The following is an 18102-nucleotide window of genomic DNA, read 5'->3' as shown; positions in this document are numbered from 1 at the left end:
CCATGATCGCGCTCGAGCAGGGACAGCCGGAGCATCCCTGGGGCGAGGGGCGCAGCATGACCGAGGCGCCCATGCTGCATCCGACTGCCATCGTCAAAACCAGCCGCTTCGGCCCCTGGACATATGTGGGGCCGCGCAGCCAGCTGCTCGAGGTCGATTTTCGCGATTGGTCCTACACGGCGCGCGATGTGGAGATCTTCAACGCCGATGTCGGCAAGTTCTGCAACCTGGCCGCGGGCGTGAGGCTCAATCCGACCAATCATCCGATGGAGCGGGCCACGCTCCATCACTTCACCTACCGCAGCCGCTCTCATCATTTCGCCGATGCGGACGATCCCGAGGTCTTCGCCTGGCGTCGGGCCCATAAGGTCCTGATCGGCCCGGATGTCTGGATCGGTCATAACGCGATCGTGCTGCCGGGGCGCAGCGTCGGCACCGGTGCCGCGATCGGTGCCGGCTCGGTCGTCACCAAGGACGTTCCCGACTACATGATCGTCGCGGGCAATCCCGCGCGCCCCCTTCGCCGGCGCGTCGACGAGGCGACCGAGGCGCGGCTCAAGGCCATCGCCTGGTGGGACTGGAGCCCGGCAAGATTGCGCGCCAGCCTGCAGGATTTCCGGACGCTGGGTGCGACGCGCTTTGCGGAGAAATACAGCAGGCCCGAGATCATGGCGGAAATGCCGGCATGACGAACGAGAGCGCCGGTCGGCTCTTCTATGTCATGGGCGCGTCGGGTGTCGGGAAGGACAGCTTGCTGAGCTTCGTCCGGCAGGCCGGCGATCCGCGCCAGGTCGCCGTGGCCCATCGCTATATCACCCGGCCGCCCCAGGCGGCCGGCGAAAACCATATCGCGCTCAGCGAAGCCGAGTTCCGCGCCCGGCTCGGGGTCGGCTGGTTCGCGCTCCATTGGAGCAGCCACGGATTCTCCTACGCGATCGGCCGTGAAATCGACATCTGGCGCCGCAGCGGCGTCAACGTCGTCGTCAACGGATCGCGCGAATATCTCCCCGAGGCGCTGGAAGCCTATCCCGATCTGGTTCCGGTGCTGATCACGGCGGAGCCTGCCTTGATCGCCGGCCGGCTCGCTGCAAGAAAGCGTGAATCGAAAAACGAGATTGCCGAACGGCTCAGGGCCCGCGACGAGCTGGACGCGCTGCCGGAGAGCGTCATCCGGATCGACAATAGCGGCGCGATCGAGCGGGCCGGCTCGGCGCTCCTGGCTCTGGTGACGGCGACGGACGGCGCAATTTCCCCGAAATCCGTCAGGTAGTGCCGCCGTAGCTGTGGCCGGCAATCGGGTGCGGCTGGTAGAGCTCTTCCAGCCGCCCGATTTCCTCCGGCGCCAGGGTGAGCTCCGAAGCGGCGATCGCATCGTCGAGATGATGCGTCTTGGTGGCGCCGACGATGGGCGCCACGACACCGGGCTTCGACAGGAGCCAGGCGAGCGCGATCTGGCTCGGCGGCACGCCCCGTTCCCTGGCCACCTCCGCGCAGCGCGCGATCACCGGCGCATCGAGCACTTCTTGCTTGTTGTAGAGCCGGTTCTGATATTCGTCCGTGGTCGAGCGCGGCGTGCCAGTGCTTCTGCTGCCGGCGAGGCGCCCACGGGCGAGCGGGGACCAGGGGATGACGCCGATGCCCTGATCGACGCAGAGCGGCATCATCTCGCGCTCTTCCTCGCGATAGGCGAGGTTGTAATGGTTCTGCATCGTCTGGAACCGGGCCAGGCCGTCGCGGGCCTGGATCGCCAGCGCCTTCATGAACTGCCAGGCGAACATGGAGGAGGCGCCGATATAACGGACCTTGCCGCTGCGCACCAGGATGTCGAGCGCTTCCGCCGTCTCCTCGATGGGCGTCTCGGGATCGAAACGATGGATCTGATAAAGGTCGATATGGTCGGTGCCGAGGCGGCGCAGGCTGGCCTCGACGCCGGCCAGGATGTGTTTCCGCGACAGGCCCCTGTCGTTCGGGCCGTCGCCCATCGCGCTGTGGACCTTCGAAGCGATGATCACCTGGTCGCGCTTGGCGAAGTCGCGGATTGCGCGGCCGAGGATCTCCTCGCTGACGCCGCTGGAATAGACATCGGCCGTGTCGAAGAAATTGATGCCCTGTTCGAGGGCGCGCCGGATGAAGGGCCGCGCCGCATCCTCGGTGAGCACCCAGGGCCGCCATTCCGTGGTGCCGTAGGACATGCAGCCGAGGCAGATGCGTGAAACCTTGACGCCCGTGGAGCCGAGGCGGACATAGCGCATGGGAAATCCTTTTGGATCGCGGACCGGGGCGGCCCTGGGGACGACGCCGACACCGGTTCAATGAGCGGCTCGCCCGCCAGGACGGGCGGCACCTCATAGGAGATCGTAGAGAGCGGGCTTTCGTCAAGGCTGCTAACGGTTTGGTCAGGCGCCTCGGGCCGGCTCGGCCTCGCGATTGGCGCCGTGGCGCAGCCGCCGCAACGTCCCCAGCAGATTCCTGAAGAAGCTCCGCCTTCCGATCCAGGCCGCATGAAGAATCCGCAACCCGGCATAGCGCGGCCGCGGTTGGCCGGCCAGGGCCAGGCCGCCCAGGCGTGCGAGGATCGCCATCTTGCGCTCGCCCTGATGCGGCTGCATGCGATTGAGCTCGGCTACCGTGTTGGGGAGCAGGTTGAGCTTGCCGTCGCGCTCCATCCGCGCCAGCAAGGCCTCGCCCGCGGCCGTGCGGGCGATCACGGCGTTCCAGCTTTCATATTCCCCGTGGGCGTAGCCGTCGGCGGTGATCCAGGCATCGCCGCAGGCGATATCGGCCTGCTCGCCGGTTGCGTCGGGGCAGATCTTGCAGCGGAACTGGATCTCCTGCGCCAGCTCGTTGCCCCAGGTCTCGTCGTAGCTCTGCTCGAAGACGCGGCCATCCTTGGATTCGATGCGGGTGGGGCCGGGGCAGCCATGGCCGCGATAGCGCATCAGCCGAACCTGGTCCTCGGTCAGGCCGTATTTCCCGACGATGGCCTGGGAGATGCCGAGGCTCGAAACGCCGGCGCAGAAGAAGGCGATGCGATAGCGGGCCAGACGATCCACGCGCGGATCGAGACGCGCCAGGTTGCGCAACGCGGCGATATCGCAGGGCTTGCCGACGACGGCGAAGGGCTTTCCGGCCGCCAGCATCGTCTCGAGGGCAGTCAGGGGTGCCGCGGGACCATAGCGCGCGCCCGTCGCTTCCATGACGCCTTGAAGTCCCCGACTCACCTGCGGCACCGATCGCAGTGCCTGGGTCGGATCGGCCCGCGTATGGAGCACGGCTTCGACCTCGCCGCTGGCGAGCAAATAGCTGGCGAGTGCGGAGATCACACCGCCCGACGCCGCGTTGAAGCGCATCCCCTCGTCGGTCGCCTGGCCGCGCGCGAGCCGCTTGATCGGCCCCCAGAGGGGGTCGACGGCGGCGCCGGGCTCCGCCGTCGCCCGCTGACGGTTGCCGGGACAGGCGGAGAGGATGCGGCGCTCCTCGCCGGCCGGGAGGGGCCCTCGGATCCGGGGCCGCAGGAAGCCATCGGCCGTCATCTCCAGGCAAATGCGATTGGGTCCGGACATGCTCTGGCAGAGACCGCAGCCGGTGCAGAGCCCTTGGCGAACGACCTCGGCCAGCGTGCGAGGGTGGCTCACGATGGCGAGCGGTCGTCGATATGGCGGCCGCGTCCGGCCGCGCTCGAGACCCAGCCGCGATCCCAGACCTTCTCGCCCCGCGAGAACGTGACCACCGGCCAGGCGGAAAGATCGCGCCCCTCATAGGGCGTGTAGTCGCATTCGTCATGCAGATCGGCGTGGCGCAGGGTGCGGTGCTCGCCATACTTCCACAGCGCGATGTCGGCATCGGCACCGGGCATCAGGCTCCCTTTGCGCGGATAGAGCCCATAAATCCGTGCCGGGTTGACGGCCGTCAGGGCCACGAATTGCTGGCGCGTGAGCCGGCCTTGTGTGACGCCCTCGTGATAGAGCAGCGGAAGCCGCGTCTCGAGACCCGGCAGGCCCGGCGGCACTTTGCGGAAATGCGGATGCTCGCCGCCCTGGCTGCGCTTGCCGTCCCCGCTGGCGAAGCGGTAGGGGCAATGGTCCGACGAGACGAGCTGGAAGGCACCCTGCTGCAGCCCGCGCCAGAGTTGCGCCGCATCATCCTCGCCGCGCGGTGGCGGCGAGCAGATATGCTTGGCGGCCTCCCAGCCGGGCTCGTGCAGGTGGTGGCCCATCCCAAGGAGATATTGCGGACAGGTTTCCGCCAGGACCGAGATGCCCCGATCCTGGCCCCAGCGGATCTGCTCCAGCGCCTCGGCCGACGAAACATGGACGATCATGACCTTGGCGCCGGTGATCTGCGCCAGGGCGATCGTGCGGTGCGTCGCCTCCCGTTCAACCGCCGATGGTGCCGATTCCGCGAAGCTATCGAGGCCGGTCCGGCCTGCGGCTTCGAGGCGCTGCGACAGCCAGTGAACGCAATGTCCGTTCTCGGCATGGACCATGGTCACGGCCCCGCCGCGACGGGCCGCATCCATGACCTCGAGGATCTGCCGGTCGTCCAGCATATAGCCGGGATAGGTCATGAAGACCTTGAAGGAACGATAGCCGTCGGCGATCAGCGCCGGCAGGTCCTGGCCGATCAGGGAGCCGGAGACGTCGGAGACGATGAGATGGAAGGCATAGTCGATCAGCGCCTTGCCGTGGGCCCGCTCGTGATAATCCTCGACTGCCTGGCGCAGGCTCAGGCCCGGCAGCTGGTTGGCGAAGGGCATGATGGTTGTGGTGCCGCCGCAGGCCGCGGCCCGTGTCGCCGAGGCGAAATCGTCGGCGAGCCGGGCGCCCATATATTCCGGCTCGTCGACATGGCAATGGGCGTCGACGCCGCCCGGCATCACCAGGAGGCCCGTGGCATCGACATCTTCGCGTGCCTCGGGCAGGTCGCGGGCGACCGCCACGATCCGGCCGCCGGCGACGCCGACATCGGCGATGAACTCGTCGGACGCGGTCACCACCGTGCCGCCACGGATGGCCAGGTCGAGGCGCATCAGATCACCTCGTTGAAGAGGAGGTCGGTGTAGGTATCGCGCCGGCGCATGATCTCATAATCGCCATCGACGTCCAGAATACCGACCTCGGGCCGGGGGCGGCCGTTGTTCGGTGTGATCTGGTCCAACGTATAGGCGCCGGTATCGAGGAAGGCGACGAGATCGCCGGGACCGGTCGAGCGGGCAAGCTTTCGGGTCGGCGGCAGGCGCACCAGCGTGCTCTCCAGAAGTTCGCGGGATTGCGCCAGCCGGGGATCAGCCTTCAGGAGGCGCGCCAGAGTCTGCTCGCCATCGACATCGAAGAAGGCGTCGCCATTGTCGCAGAGCGGCCCCACGACGCGGAATTCGGACAAGGCCTCGTCGAGCTTGTTGGCTGTGAGGGAATGATAATACCACTTATAAGTGTATGACTCGACGATGGTGTTGTAGCCGGCATCGAGATAGAGCCACTCATGCCCGGCGCGCGTCTTCACCGTTTCGACCATCGACAGCATGACGGCGGAATCGCCGACCATGCGCCGGCCGGGCTCGACCAGGATCTCGATCTGCTCGCCCAGCCCCTTGCGCAGGGGCGCCAAGCCCGCCCGCGCGATGTCGGCGCTGTCGATGCGCGGCGCGAAGATGTCGCCCTGCGGGGTGCGGTTGACGCCGCGCATATAGGGGAGGGGAAAGCCGCCGCCGAGATTGACATGTTCCAGCCGCAGGCCCAGTGCATCCTGGAGCCGGCGCGCCTGCTCAACCAGCACGTTGGCCGCCGACACATAGGGACCTGTGTCGGTGATTTGCGAGCCGACATGGGCATGGATGCCCACGAGGCGCAGCGCATTGGGCTGCGCCCGCAAGATCTCCATGGCGCGATCGAGCTCATGCAGCAGGATGCCGAACTTGGTGCCTTCCGATCCGGTGCGGTTGCCGGGCGAGGTAGGGCTGTCGACTTCGGGAACGATGCGCAAGGTCACACGCGCCTGGCAACCCAGATCCGCCGCGACCTCGCCGATCCGCTCCAGCTCGAACAGGCTGTCGACATTGATCGCCTTGATCGGCGGGCTCAGCGCCTGCGAGATCTCGGCCTTGGATTTGGCAACGCCATTGAAGACGATCGCATCCGGGGGAATGCCGGCGAGCCGGGCGCGAAACAGTTCGCCGCCGGAATTGACCTCGAGCGCGATGCCTTCGGCATGAAGGAGCCGCAGCACCTTGATGGTGGAGAGCGCCTTGGCCGCGTAGCAGATCGTGCTGCGCGGATGGGAGGCGGCGAAGATCGTCTTCATCGTCCGGGCGGTCTCGGCGATCCGGCGGGCGGAATAGACGAAGAGGGGCGTGCCGCGCTCGCGTGCCAGCGCCGCCAGATCGACGCCGTCCATGGTCAGGCGACCCTGATCGGATCCCAGATAGCCCTCGATCTTCCAGTCCTGTCCCATGACCGGCTTGGCGCTCACGTCGTTTCCGGGGGCGGGATGGCGCCGGTCCGTTCGGTGATCAGCTTGTAATGCTCGATCCGGCGGTGATAGGCGAAATTGAAGATGTCGGCGCGGTAGGGCGCGCCCATATCGAGGTCGCATTTGCGCACCACCAGCTCGTCGCCCATGGTCGCGCATTGCGCGACGATCTCGCCCGAAGGCGCGATGATGCAGGTCTGGCCGATCATGTTGAAGCCCTCCTCGAAACCGGCCTTGGCGACGCCGACCACCCAGGTCGCGTTCTGATAGGCGCCGGACTGCATCACCAGGTGATTGTGGAAGGGCTCGAGCGCGTCGAGATCGAAGGGATCGCCGAGACCGATCGGCGAGTTGTAGCCGAGCAGAACCATCTCGACGCCCTGCAGACCCATCACGCGATAGGTCTCGGGCCAGCGCCGGTCGTTGCAGATGCACATGCCGAGGATGCCGCCGAAGGCGCGCCAGACCGGGAAGCCCAGATCGCCCACCTCGAAGAACCGCTTCTCGAGATGCTGGCCCGGACGGTCCATGACGTCGGAATGGCCCGGGAGATGGACCTTGCGGTATTTGCCGACGATGCGGCCGGTCTTGTCGACCAGGATCGAGCTGTTGAAGCGCCGCTTGCGGCCCTTCTCGACGACGAGCTCGGCGAAGCCAAGCGAGAAGCCGATGCCGCGGCGCGCTGCCTCCTCGAACAGGGGCTTCGTCTCCGGTCCCGGCATCTCCGTTTCATAGAAGGAATCGAGCTCGCGCTCGTCTTCGATCGGCCAGCGCGGGAAGAAGGTGGTGAGGGCCAGCTCGGGATAGGCGATCAGGTCGCAGCGGAAGCCGTGCGCTTCGCGCATCAATTCGAGCAGCCGGCCGACCACCTGCTTGCGGCTGTCGTTGCGCGCGATGGGGCCGAGCTGGGCGGCGCCGACGGTGATGGTGCGGGGCATGAGCGTTTCCAAAAATCGATCGATCACGAAACATCGCCCCGGCCGGTCAGCGCTGAGTTGGGGTTCGGCGCTGGCCGGGCGGGAACGAGGCCTGCGTCAGTTGCCGGCCTTCACAAGGTCCCACATCGTCTGCAGCTTCTCGCGCTGCTTCTCGGACATGGGACCGAGGAAATTGCCCTTCTTCAGATAGTTGCTGGGATCGCCCGCAAGGCCGATCGCTTCCAGGTCGGCCTTCGGCACCAGGGCCAGCGCCTTGCTGTTGGCATGGCCATAGCCCCAGTTCTGGACCAGGTTCTTGCCGGACTCCGGATCTTCCAGCGCATTGATGAAATCATAGACCTCTTCGACCGGCGCGGTCGCCGACTTCAGATGGGCGAAGCCGCAGAGCCAGGTGACCAGCCCTTCCTTCGGCTCGAGCATGAAATTGACAGGCACGCCGTCCTTGCGCAGGTTCTTGAAGCTGTTGGGCCAGCCCCACGCGACCTCGATCTCGCCCGAGGCCATGGCCTGCTCGAGCTGGGCCGGATCCTGCCAGATGAAGCGCACATTGTTGCGCAGGGCCTTCATCTGAGCCTCGATCAACGGATAGTCGGAATCCTGCAGATCGAGGGGATGCTTGATCCCGGCCAGCACGGCCGTGAGCTGGTAGATCTCGTCGAAGGCATCGGGGATCGAAACCTTACCCTTATATTTCGGGTCGGTCAGGATGGTGAAGCTCTGCTCGGTGATCTGCACCTTGTCGGTCCGGTAGAGCACGGAGGAGGCGCCCCATTCCCACGGCACCAGCCAATGCTTTCCGTCGAGCACGAGCGCGTCGGCATCGCGCAGCTCGGGGATCAGGTCGTTCCAGGCCGCGACCTTGCTCGGATCGATCGGCTGCAGCAGCCCTGCTTCCTTCCACTTCTTGACGTCGTGGATGCAAGGGTGCGCGATGTCGGCGGTGAAGCCGCTCTGCAGCTTGGTGAAGCCCTCGTCGGTGCCGCTATAGAAGGAGAACTGCGGGCCCGAGCCGTATTTGTCGGTGTAGGGCTTGCGGAAGGACGGATCGTCATAGCCCGCCCAGGTGAAGTAGCGCAGCGTCGAGGTGGCGGCGAGCGCAGTGACCGCGACGGTGGCGAGGAGGGCGGCGGGCAAGGCCAGTTTCGCAAGCCGCGCCCAGCGCGGGCGGCTGCGATCGGTTCTCTCGATCATGGCGTGAATCCCCTGATGGTAGACGACATTCCGGCCGGTCGGGGTTGCGGGCGGGCCTGGCGCCCGCGAGTGCCCTTCTTCTGTTCCGGTACCCCAGGCTAGGTCCGGGGCGCCTTGGCCAACAAACGACGAGTGTTGTGGCAATGGCCCAAATTTTGTTATGGGTCTGTTGGAACACCATGCGCCGCTTGCTCAACCTGAATTGGATCCGCAGCTTCGAGGCCTCCGCCCGGCATCTGAGCTTCACCGGGGCTGCGCGCGAACTGAACATGACCCAGGCCGGGATCAGCCAGCATATCCGCCTGCTGGAAGGGCAGTTGCGGGAATCGCTGTTCCACCGCCTGCCGCGCGGGCTGCAGCTGACCGACGCGGGCGAGGCCTATCTCAGGGTGGTGCGCGAAAGCTTCGACCACCTGACCTTCGGCACCGCCGAGATCTTCGGCCATGGCGAGGAGGGGCTGGTCACGGTGCGCACCAATGTCGCCTTCGCCACCCATTGGCTGGCGCCGCGCCTGGCCCGGTTCCACGCCCAGTTTCCCGCGGTCGCTCTGCGTCTCACGGCCGCGGTGCATGGCATGGATACCGTCTGGGAGGGCGTCGATCTCGAGATCCGCTATGGCCACGACCATGCGAGCGGGCTCTCGAGCCAGCCGATCACGACCGACCGTCTGTTCCCGGTCTGCGTCCCGGCCTTGGCCGCGACTCTCGGCGACCCGCGCGACCTGCTGGGCCAGCGCCTGATCCATGTGATCGGCAACCGGCAGGGCTGGACCGACTGGTTTGCCGAGGCGGGCCTTCGCGGCGTGACCTTCGACCAGGTGTTGCAGACCGATACCTCGGCGATCGGGCTGGAGCTTGCCGCCGCGGGGGTGGGGGTGGCGCTGGGGCACAGCTCGCTGGTGGAACCGATGATCGAGGCGGGCCGGTTGGTCCGTCTCTTCGACGCCGAGATCGACGCGCAAGGACCGTTCTATCTGGTGGCGCCGTCCGACCGGCCGATGCGCGCCGAAGCGCGGAGCTTCAAGACCTGGCTATTGGCGGAGGCGGCCTCCGAGAGCGAGGCCCCGGCCCCGGCGCCGGCGAAGCGGGGCCGCAGTCGCAGGATGCCGCAGCGGAGCGCGGCCCTGGCCAGCAGGCCCGGCCGGAGGAAGCGGGCGCCATGAACGCGGCGGGGACGGGCATGGACGGGCTCTTCGATGTCGCGGTCGTCGGTGGGGGCGTGGTCGGCTGCGCCATGGCCCGGCGCTTCGCGCTGGAGGGAGCCCGGACAATTCTGCTCGAGCGTTCCACCGACATCCTGGCGGGGCCGAGCAAGGCGAACAGCGCGCTGCTCCATACCGGCTTCGACGCCACGCCCGGAACCCTCGAGCTCGCCTGCGTCCGCGCGGGCTATGCCGAATATCTGGAGATCCGCGAGCGGTTGAACCTGCCGCTGCTCGAGACCGGCGCCGTGCTGGTGGCCTGGACCGAGGAGGAGGCGGCGAAGCTCGACGGCATTCTGGCCCAAGCCCACGCCAATGGCGTGACCGACGTCCGGCGCATCGGGCGTGACGAACTGATCGCGCGCGAGCCGCATCTGGCGACCGCGGCGCGGGAAGCCATCCTGGTGCCGGGCGAGCATGTCATCGATCCCTGGTCGGCGCCGCTGGGTTATCTGCATCAGGCGCTCGAGAACGGCGCGCAGGCATTGTTCTCGGCGCCGGTGGAGCGGGGGGAGTTCGACGGCAGCCGATGGAGATTGGACACGCCGCGCGGGTCCGTCAGCGCCGCGCTCGTGATCAATTGCGCCGGGCTCTGGGGCGACCATCTCGATCAGTCGCTGCTGGGGGGAACGGATTTCACGATCCGGCCGCGCAAGGGTCAGTTCGCCGTGTTCGACAAGGCCGCGGCGCCCTATCTGCGCAGCATCCTGCTGCCGGTCCCGACCGAGCGGACCAAGGGCGTGGTGCTGGCGCGAACCATCTTCGGCAATCTGCTGGTCGGACCCACCGCCGAGGAACAAATCGATCGCGAACATCCCTCGACCGACGGCCCAACCTTGGCGCGTCTGGTCGAGCATGCGGCACGCCTCGTGCCGATGCTGGCCGGGATGCCGGTGACGGCGGCCTATGCGGGCTTGCGGCCGGCGAGCGAGCATAAGGACTATCGGATTCGCGCCCATGCGGAGCGCCGCTGGATCACAGTTGGCGGCATCCGCTCAACGGGGCTGACCGGCGCTCTCGGGATCGCGCGGCATGTCTGGTCGCTCTATGAAGGCCTCGGTTCCCGTCATACGGCACCGGCGGCGCCGGTCTGGCCGCGCATGCCCAACATCGCCGAGCATCTTTCCCGCGATTTCCAGCAACCCGGCTATGGCGAGATCGTCTGTCACTGCGAGTTGGTGACAAGGCGCGAGATCGAGGCGGCCCTGACCGGCCCCTTGCCGGCCGGCGATCTCGGCGGGCTCAAGCGCAGGACCCGCGCGATGATGGGACGCTGTCAGGGCTTCTATTGCAGCGCCCATGTCTGCGCCATCGCCAAGGGCCGCATCGCGATGCCGGACAAGCTGGGCGAGACACTTTGATGATGGATCCGCAACCCCGTTCGTCGTCCTGCCGCGTCGCCATCGTCGGGGGCGGCCCGGCGGGCCTGGGCGCAGCATTGGCTTTGCGACAGCGGGGCATCGACCGCGTCGTCGTCATCGAGCGGGAAGCCGAGGCGGGCGGCATCCCCCGACATTGCGGACATCCCGTATTCGGCTGGCGCGAATTCGGACGGGTCCTGTCGGGCCCCGTCTATGCGCGGCGCCTGCGGGACGCCGCCCTTGCGGCCGGTGTCGAGATCAGGACGCGCAGCAGCGTCACGCAGCTCCATCCGGGTGGCGGGGTCGAGCTGGCGAGCCCCGCCGGCCTCGAACAGCTTGCGGCGGAGCGCGTCATCCTTGCGACAGGCGTCCGGGAGACGCCGCGCAGCGCGCGGCTCGTCGGCGGCGATCGCCCCTGGGGTGTTCTCACCACGGGGGCGTTGCAGAGCTTCGTCTATCTCGAACGCCTGCGGCCCTTCCGGCGGCCGGTCATCGTCGGCACCGAGCTCGTCTCCTTCTCGGCCATCCTGACCGCGCGGGCGGCGGGCATGCGGCCGGTGGCGATGATCGAGGAGAACGGGCACACGACGGCCAGATGGCCCAGCGCCTGGATGGCGCGCGCTTTCGGACTGCGTCTTTATCTGGGCACCCGGCTCGTCGATATTCGAGGCAACGGACGGGTCGAGGCCGTCAACGTTGAGACGGGCGGAAAAACCGCGACCATCGATTGCGACGGCGTCATCTTCACCGGCCGGTTCCTGCCCGCGGCGGAACTGGTGCGATCGAGCCCTCTGCGATGGGACAGCGGCAGTGGCGGACCCGTCATCGATCAGTTCGGCCGCTGCTCCGACCCGGCCTATTTCGCCGCCGGCAATCTCCTGCGCGCGGTCGAGACGGCCGGCTGGTGCCATCGCGAGGGACGCCGCGTCGGCGGGTTTGTCGCCGACGATCTGCAGGACCGCTTGCCGCGGTCTCCGCGACGCATCGAGCTCGAGCGCGGGCCCGGCATCAAGCTGATCGTCCCCCAAGCCATCGAGGTGGGCCTGACCGACCCCTCGGCCATGCTTCAGCTGCGTGTCGATCGCGATCTGTCGGGCCGCTTGACGATCGACGCCGGCGGGCAAAGGCTCTGGGAGCGCCGCCTCGCGACGAGACCGGAACGCCGAATCCTGATTCCGTTGCAGGCACTTTCCATTCCGCCCGGCGTGGACCGCCTGCAGGTCGGATTCACGCCCTGAAACCGGGAGAGGAGCGCCACGCGCCATGCGCATCGTCGCGATCGACCAGGGAACCACCTCGACGCGCGCCCTCGCGGTGGAGGCGGACGGCAGCTGCCGCGTGGCTCATAGCGAGCGCCACGAGCAGCGTCACCCGGGCGCGGGCCTGGTGGAGCATGATGGCGAGGAACTGGTCGCCAATATCCGCCGCTGCCTGGCCGCGGCTGGCAAGGCCGACGTCATCGGCATCGACAACCAGGGCGAAAGCTGCCTCGCCTGGGATGCGCAGACCAAACGCCCGATCTCGCCCGTGATCGTCTGGCAGGACGCGCGCACCAGCGATCAGGTGGAGCGCCTGAAGGCCGAGGGCGCCGAAGCGCTCACGCTGACGCGGGCGGGCCTGCCGCTCGACCCCTATTTTTCCGCGACCAAGCTGCGCTGGCTGCTCGATCACACCGAGGGCACCCGCGACCTGGCGCGGGGAGGGCGGCTGCGGCTGGGCACGACCGACGCCTTCTTCCTCGATCGCCTGACGGGACATTGCGCCACCGACGTCACCACGGCGAGCCGGACCTCGCTGATGAATCTCGAGACCGGCGACTGGGACCCGGAGCTCTGCCGGCTGTTCGGCGTGCCGGGCGAATGCCTGCCCCAGATCCGCCCGACAGTCGGGTCCTTCGGCGAGATCGACGGTGTCCCGGTGGCGGCCTCGATGGTCGATCAGCAGGCGGCGCTCTACGGCCATGGCTGCCGCGCGGCGGGCGACGTCAAGATCACCTTCGGCACCGGCGCCTTCGCCCTGGGCGTGACCGGCGCACACATCGTGCGGCTGCCCGAGCGCGGACTGCTGCCGACGGTTGCCTGGCAGATCGGGCGCGAGCGCAGCTATGCCGTCGATGGCGGTGTCTATAACGCCGGCTCTGCGGTCGATTGGGCGCTGCGTCTGGGCCTGGCGCCGGACCTGGCAGCGCTCGACCGCTTCGAGCGGCCGCCGGCCATCGAGCGTTCGCTCGCCTTCGTGCCGGCCCTGTCGGGGCTCGCCTGTCCGCATTGGGACCGCAGTGCCGCCGGCTTGTGGATCGGCATGGGGCTCGAGACCGATGCCCGGGACCTGCTGCAGGCCCTTCTGGAGGGGATCGCACTGCGCACGGCCGAGGTCATCGAGGCCATGGGCGCCGCCCTGCCGATCGGATCGCCGGTCTCGGTCGATGGCGGGCTGGTCCGCAGCGACTATTTCGTTCGGTTCCTGGCATCCTGCCTGGGCCGCTCTCTGGTCGTCCGGGCGTTCGACGAGCTGACGGCGTTCGGCTGCGCCGGGCTGGCAGCGGCCGCCACCGGTCGGCAGTTGACGGTGCCGCGCGCGGGCGAGCGCATAATCGAGCCAGCGAACGACGGTGCCGCTTGGCGGGCGCGTTTCGCCGAGGCCGTCTCCCGTGCCAAGGGTTGGCGTCTGGGTGCGTCTGCCTAGACGAACCGCGCGGCTAGGTCGCGCCAGGCGATGGGGCGAGGCTCTCGGCGAGCTTCGATTTCAGGATCTTGCCGGTGCTGCTGCGCGGCAGCTCGTCCACGAAATGGAACCGGCGGGGTATCTTGTAGGGCGCCAGCTCGGTTCGCAGGTGGCGCACCAGGTCACGTTCGACGACGCCGGGCCGGGCCATGACGAAGGCCGCGATCTCCTCGCCGAGATCGGGAACCGGATAGCCCAGGACCGCGACCTCGGCCACGCCGGGATAGGAGGCAATCGCCCGCTCGACCTCGGGCGCAAAGACGTTGATGCCGCCGCGGATGATGATCTCGCTGGTGCGGCCCTGCAGGAAGACATAGCCATCTTCGTCGAGATAGGCATAGTCGCCAGGATAATACCAGCCATCGAGAAAGGCCTCGTCGCCTCCCCCTTCGGAGCGATAGAAGCCGGCGGCCATGCAGGGGGCCCGGCAGCGCAGCCGCCCGGTGATCCTCGGCGGCAGCGGCTGGTTCAGGTCGTCGACGATGTCGACCTCGACGCCGTTCAGCGGGCGCCCGACGGAGCCGGCTTTGTGATCCATGTCTTCGCCGCGCAGCACCGTGGTGATGCCGCCACCCGAGCTCCCATAGAGATCCACCAGATGGGGCGTGAGGCGCTCCCGGATCGCCCGGGCTTCTTCCGGGAACAGGCCGGCGCCGATCGAGACCAGCAGCCGGATCGAGGACAGGAGCGGCTGGCCGGCGGTTGCGGGCAGCCGCAGGAGGGCGCGGCTCAGGCTCGGCACGAGGCACATGGTGGTTGCCTCATGCTCGGCGACGCCGGCAACAATTTCCTCGGCGGCCGCGAGCGTCGGGAACAGGATAACGGTGGCGCCCATGAAAAGCGTGGCCAGGGCCATGCCGCGGCCCGAGGCGAAGGCAATCGGCAGCACCGAGAGATAGCGGTCGTTCTGCGAGATGCCGGCTTCCCAGTAGTTCTGGCACATCGCCAGATAGCGGGCATGGGTCAGGTTGTAACCCTTGGGCTGGCCCGTCGTGCCCGAGGAGAGGGCCAGGATGGCGGGCGCCTCGCCACCGGGCACCGCTTCCACGGCAACCTCGCTGGCGGTTGCGGCCTCGCGCCAGGCGTTGTCGATACGGACGACAGGAAGGCCGGGCGCCATGGTGCGCCCGGGTTCGGCCAGGATGAGCTTGGGCCGGAAGACCTCGGCCGTGCGCCGCTGCTCCGCCTCGGTCCACCGCCAATCCATCGGCAGGAAGATCCCGCCGATCCGCAGGATCGCAAGAAGACTGGCGAGGAACTCGGCGTGATCCTGCAGGCACACACCGACAACGTCGCCGCGGCCGACGCCCTGGCGCATCAAAGCGACGGCATGGCCGGCGACACAACGATCCAACTGGCGGAAGGTGAAGCTGCGGTCCCGCTCGACGATTGCCGGGTGATGGGCCCGGTAGCGGCCATGAAGCGTGATCAACTGCGCTAGATTCATGGGATGGTCACGAGATAGGCCGGGGGCTCCGGTTGTTGGCAGGAAGGTCCACCGCTATATTCGCCCAGCCATGGCACGCGATCCACGCTCAAATTCCGGCCGGCCGGAGGATGTGCCGGCGCCGTCGGCCTTGCCGGGGTCGCCGCTTCCGGCGCGGGTCCTGGTCAGGCCGAGGGCGGCCGTGGCCCGACGGCTTCTGGGGATATGGAAGGCCATCCTCGATCTGGACGAGGTGGGCGCCCGCGACGATTTCTTCGAGCAGGGCGGCGACTCCCTGGCGGCGACTGCCCTGATGGCGGAGATCGAGCTCGCGTTCGGCGTCAAGCTGCCGATCTCGATGCTGCTGGAAGCGCCGACCATCGCCCAACTGACCGACCGGGTTCTGGCCGCTATTGGGAAAACGGAACCGCCCCTCCTGATTCCGATCGAGCCTGGCGGAGATCGGACGCCGATCTTCTTCGTTCACGGACTGCACGGCCAGGTGCTGTTCACGCGTCATCTGCGAGGGCAGCTGGACGAGGGGCGCCCGCTCTTCGGCTTGCAGGGCCGCACCGGCCCGCGCCCCGGTGGCGAGGCCGAGACCGTCGCGGAAATCGCTGCCGACTATGTGGCGGCTGTCCGTGCGGCGCGACCCGGATCTCGATTGATTCTGGCGGGCTATTGTGCCGGCACCTTGATCGCCTGGGAGATGGCGCGGCAATTGACCGAGTTGGACGAGCCCCCGGAGGCGGTGATCGGAATCGATCCGCCGGTCCTGCTACAGGGCGATGTTGGCGGCCCGACGAATGCGCCGGAGGGCGCCTATGGCAGTCCGTTGGCTTTCCGCGACGAGGCCAGGCTGCTGATTACCAGTGCGGCGGAGCAACATGCCGATCCCACGATCGTCGGCCGCGGCGACGATGCCGTCGAACGGGCTGTCGATCGTGCGGAACGCATGCGGCTCATTCTCAACCGTTACCGGCCGGCGCCCTGGGCGGGGAAAGTGGCGTTCATCTGCAGTGCCCCCCGGGTGAAGCGCCTCAGGGAACCAAGCAACCCCTGGCGGACCATTTTGGCCCGATCCATCCGCCTCTATGCCGTGGGCGACGGCCATCTGGAACTGTTCCGCGATCGCGGCCAGCGGGTCGCGCAGGCGCTGAAGCGGTATTTGAAAGAATTGGAACTCTAGGCGGCGGCCGCGAGCCAAGCCGGCGTTGCGGCGGATCAGGCGACGGTCTCGCGATCCACCAGGATCGCCTGCAGTTTGCCCAGCGCGCGCTTCTCGAGTTGGCGAACCCGTTCCTTGCTGACACCCAGCTCGTGGCTCAGGTCCTCGAGCGTGGCGCCGTTCTCCGCCAGATGACGCTTGCGAATGATGATCTGCTCGCGATCCGGCAACTCGCTCATCGCAGCGGCCAGCCAGCGCGAGCGGGTCTGGGAGTCGAGATCGGCGGTCACCTGTTCTTCGGGTGTGGCGCGTTCGTCGGCCAGCATGTCCTGCCATTCGCCATCGCCGCTCTCGCCGAAAGGCTCGTTGACCGAGCAATCCCGCGCCGAGAGTCGGGAGTCGATGTTCTCGATCACATCGAGCGAGACGTTCAGTTCCCGCGCCAGGATGGCGGCTTGCTCGGGATTGAGGGTGCCGACGCCCGATTGCGCGATCTTGGCCCGCAAACGCCGCAGATTGAAGAACAGCCGCTTCTCCGCATGGGTCGTCCCGACCCGGACGACCGACCAGTTGCGCAGCACATAATCCTGTATGGCTGCCCGGATCCACCAGATCGCATAGGTTGAAAATCGGACCTGACGTTCCGGATCGAACCGCTCAGCCGCCTGCATCAGGCCGACGGTGCCTTCCTGCACCAGGTCGGACAGCGCGAGGCCGTAGGACCGGTATCGGGTCGCCTGCGAGATCACCATGCGGAGATGAGCGCTGACCAGCTTCTGGAGGGCGGCCTCGTCGCGCTCGGTCGACCAGGCGCGCGTCAACCCCGTCTCTTCCTCGACGGAAAGGGTAGGAAGCCTCATCGCATAACGAAGGAGGTTCCGATCCAGCCGGTCGGTACTGTAGCTGGCGACGCTGCCCATGGTCGTCTCCTTCGTATCTCGCGGCCCCCACAGTCCGCTTGATGGGAATACGACGATCGAATGCCGTTGGATCAATGCAGCAGGGACAACCGATCCTGGCAAGTTAGAACTTGGTAAAACCTCACATCACAATGTCAGGTTCACACGAATATGATCGAAGAGCAAAAGCCAAGTTTCACACCATCCGAATAACCGATACTCATGCAATTCCGCCCCGTGATTTTTTTCGGGCAAGATTCTGGCGATCTCTGTAGGGGAAAATACCTACGACTTTCGTCGCAAGTCGCGACCGCAGTGGGAGATCTCGTATTGTTGAATCGCGGTCAAACAAAGAATCGATGGTTTCCGAGTGTCGTAGGACAGTTCTGTTGCAGAACAGAAGATCGAGAGCGAACCAACCGGCACCGGCGAACCGGAACCGCGCGTTGCGCAGGGTGAGGCAAAGCCAATTCTCGCCGGGGTCCGCAACCGGGCGATGAGTGACCGCGCCATCGGTCATGGCGAAATCGCCCACCAGGAAATGGTCGACCTCGTCGAGAAGCCGCCGGCAAGAACCAACGTCACTGGTGCCCCATGGGTGTGGCGCGGAATGGAGCAGCCCGCCCGAATTTGCAGCAGCCATGTCACGAAGCCGGCATTGTTGGGGAGTGGCCGGGCTTGTTAGACCGACCCTTGGCGCCGCCAGGCGACCTTGTCGATGCCAG

At 67.2% G+C, this 18102-nt stretch carries 16 protein-coding genes; 7 read left to right on the top strand and 9 right to left on the bottom strand.

Going from position 1 to position 18102, the window contains the following annotated elements; translation table 11 throughout:
* The first annotated feature begins 2 nt into the window (after positions 1 to 2).
* The gene (locus FRZ44_RS13940) at positions 3 to 689 is read left to right on the top strand and encodes an LbetaH domain-containing protein (RefSeq protein WP_191908094.1); all 687 of its coding nucleotides are present in this window, start codon (positions 3 to 5) and stop codon (positions 687 to 689) included.
* Positions 686 to 1270, top strand: a complete 585-nt coding sequence (gene phnN / locus FRZ44_RS13935) for a phosphonate metabolism protein/1,5-bisphosphokinase (PRPP-forming) PhnN (protein WP_151177767.1) — start codon at positions 686 to 688, stop codon at positions 1268 to 1270. Before FRZ44_RS13940 ends, phnN begins: the two co-directional genes overlap by 4 nt.
* Here the strand turns inward: phnN and FRZ44_RS13930 are convergent.
* The 6 genes from FRZ44_RS13930 to FRZ44_RS13905 form a co-directional block, all read right to left on the bottom strand.
* The gene (locus tag FRZ44_RS13930) at positions 1263 to 2252 is read right to left on the bottom strand and encodes an aldo/keto reductase (RefSeq protein ID WP_151177766.1); all 990 of its coding nucleotides are present in this window, start codon (positions 2250 to 2252) and stop codon (positions 1263 to 1265) included. The genes phnN and FRZ44_RS13930 overlap by 8 nt on opposite strands.
* A 144-nt stretch (positions 2253 to 2396) precedes the next feature.
* On the bottom strand, positions 2397 to 3635 hold the full coding sequence (locus tag FRZ44_RS13925) for a Coenzyme F420 hydrogenase/dehydrogenase, beta subunit C-terminal domain (protein ID WP_151177765.1): 1239 nt from the start codon (positions 3633 to 3635) through the stop codon (positions 2397 to 2399).
* The gene (gene hydA / locus FRZ44_RS13920; protein ID WP_151177764.1) at positions 3632 to 5029 is read right to left on the bottom strand and encodes a dihydropyrimidinase; all 1398 of its coding nucleotides are present in this window, start codon (positions 5027 to 5029) and stop codon (positions 3632 to 3634) included. Before hydA ends, FRZ44_RS13925 begins: the two co-directional genes overlap by 4 nt.
* Positions 5029 to 6468, bottom strand: coding sequence for a diaminopimelate decarboxylase (gene lysA / locus FRZ44_RS13915; protein WP_191908093.1), 1440 nt, complete (start codon positions 6466 to 6468; stop codon positions 5029 to 5031). Before lysA ends, hydA begins: the two co-directional genes overlap by 1 nt.
* A complete protein-coding gene (locus FRZ44_RS13910) occupies positions 6465 to 7406 on the bottom strand; it encodes an N-carbamoyl-D-amino-acid hydrolase (RefSeq protein ID WP_151177762.1) in 942 nt (313 codons plus the stop codon). The genes lysA and FRZ44_RS13910 overlap by 4 nt, the downstream gene beginning before the upstream one ends.
* A 96-nt stretch (positions 7407 to 7502) precedes the next feature.
* Positions 7503 to 8597, bottom strand: a complete 1095-nt coding sequence (locus tag FRZ44_RS13905) for an ABC transporter substrate-binding protein (RefSeq protein WP_151177761.1) — start codon at positions 8595 to 8597, stop codon at positions 7503 to 7505.
* A gap of 179 nt (positions 8598 to 8776) precedes the next feature.
* Between FRZ44_RS13905 and FRZ44_RS13900 the strand changes: the two genes are divergently transcribed.
* From FRZ44_RS13900 to FRZ44_RS13885, 4 genes are read left to right on the top strand one after another with little or no spacing between them, the layout of a single operon-like run.
* The gene (locus FRZ44_RS13900) at positions 8777 to 9760 is read left to right on the top strand and encodes a LysR substrate-binding domain-containing protein (protein WP_151177760.1); all 984 of its coding nucleotides are present in this window, start codon (positions 8777 to 8779) and stop codon (positions 9758 to 9760) included.
* On the top strand, positions 9757 to 11160 hold the full coding sequence (locus FRZ44_RS13895) for an NAD(P)/FAD-dependent oxidoreductase (RefSeq protein ID WP_191908092.1): 1404 nt from the start codon (positions 9757 to 9759) through the stop codon (positions 11158 to 11160). The genes FRZ44_RS13900 and FRZ44_RS13895 overlap by 4 nt, the downstream gene beginning before the upstream one ends.
* Complete coding sequence (locus FRZ44_RS13890; protein WP_225308252.1) at positions 11160 to 12398, top strand: FAD-dependent oxidoreductase; 1239 nt, start codon at positions 11160 to 11162, stop codon at positions 12396 to 12398. The genes FRZ44_RS13895 and FRZ44_RS13890 overlap by 1 nt, the downstream gene beginning before the upstream one ends.
* Before the next feature lie 25 nt (positions 12399 to 12423).
* Complete coding sequence (locus tag FRZ44_RS13885; protein WP_151177759.1) at positions 12424 to 13845, top strand: FGGY family carbohydrate kinase; 1422 nt, start codon at positions 12424 to 12426, stop codon at positions 13843 to 13845.
* A 13-nt stretch (positions 13846 to 13858) separates the two neighbouring features.
* Here the strand turns inward: FRZ44_RS13885 and FRZ44_RS13880 are convergent, their stop codons facing one another.
* Positions 13859 to 15331 (bottom strand): class I adenylate-forming enzyme family protein, encoded by a 1473-nt coding sequence (locus FRZ44_RS13880; protein WP_151177758.1) that lies wholly within the window; start codon positions 15329 to 15331, stop codon positions 13859 to 13861.
* Here FRZ44_RS13880 and FRZ44_RS13875 point away from each other — a divergent pair.
* Positions 15330 to 16499: a thioesterase domain-containing protein gene (locus tag FRZ44_RS13875; protein WP_151177757.1), complete on the top strand. Its 1170-nt coding sequence runs from the start codon at positions 15330 to 15332 to the stop codon at positions 16497 to 16499. The two genes, FRZ44_RS13880 and FRZ44_RS13875, sit on opposite strands and share 2 nt — an antisense overlap.
* 35 nt (positions 16500 to 16534) lie before the next feature.
* Here the strand turns inward: FRZ44_RS13875 and FRZ44_RS13870 are convergent, their stop codons facing one another.
* The gene (locus FRZ44_RS13870; protein ID WP_151177756.1) at positions 16535 to 17398 is read right to left on the bottom strand and encodes an RNA polymerase factor sigma-32; all 864 of its coding nucleotides are present in this window, start codon (positions 17396 to 17398) and stop codon (positions 16535 to 16537) included.
* Positions 17399 to 17597: 199 nt separating this feature from the next.
* Positions 17598 to 18020, bottom strand: coding sequence for a cupin domain-containing protein (locus FRZ44_RS13865; RefSeq protein ID WP_151177755.1), 423 nt, complete (start codon positions 18018 to 18020; stop codon positions 17598 to 17600).
* Positions 18021 to 18102: the final 82 nt, after the last annotated feature.

This window comes from Hypericibacter terrae (assembly GCF_008728855.1).
Taxonomy (GTDB): Bacteria; Pseudomonadota; Alphaproteobacteria; order Dongiales; family Dongiaceae; genus Hypericibacter; species Hypericibacter terrae.
This window is presented reverse-complemented; position numbering and strand designations above follow the sequence as displayed.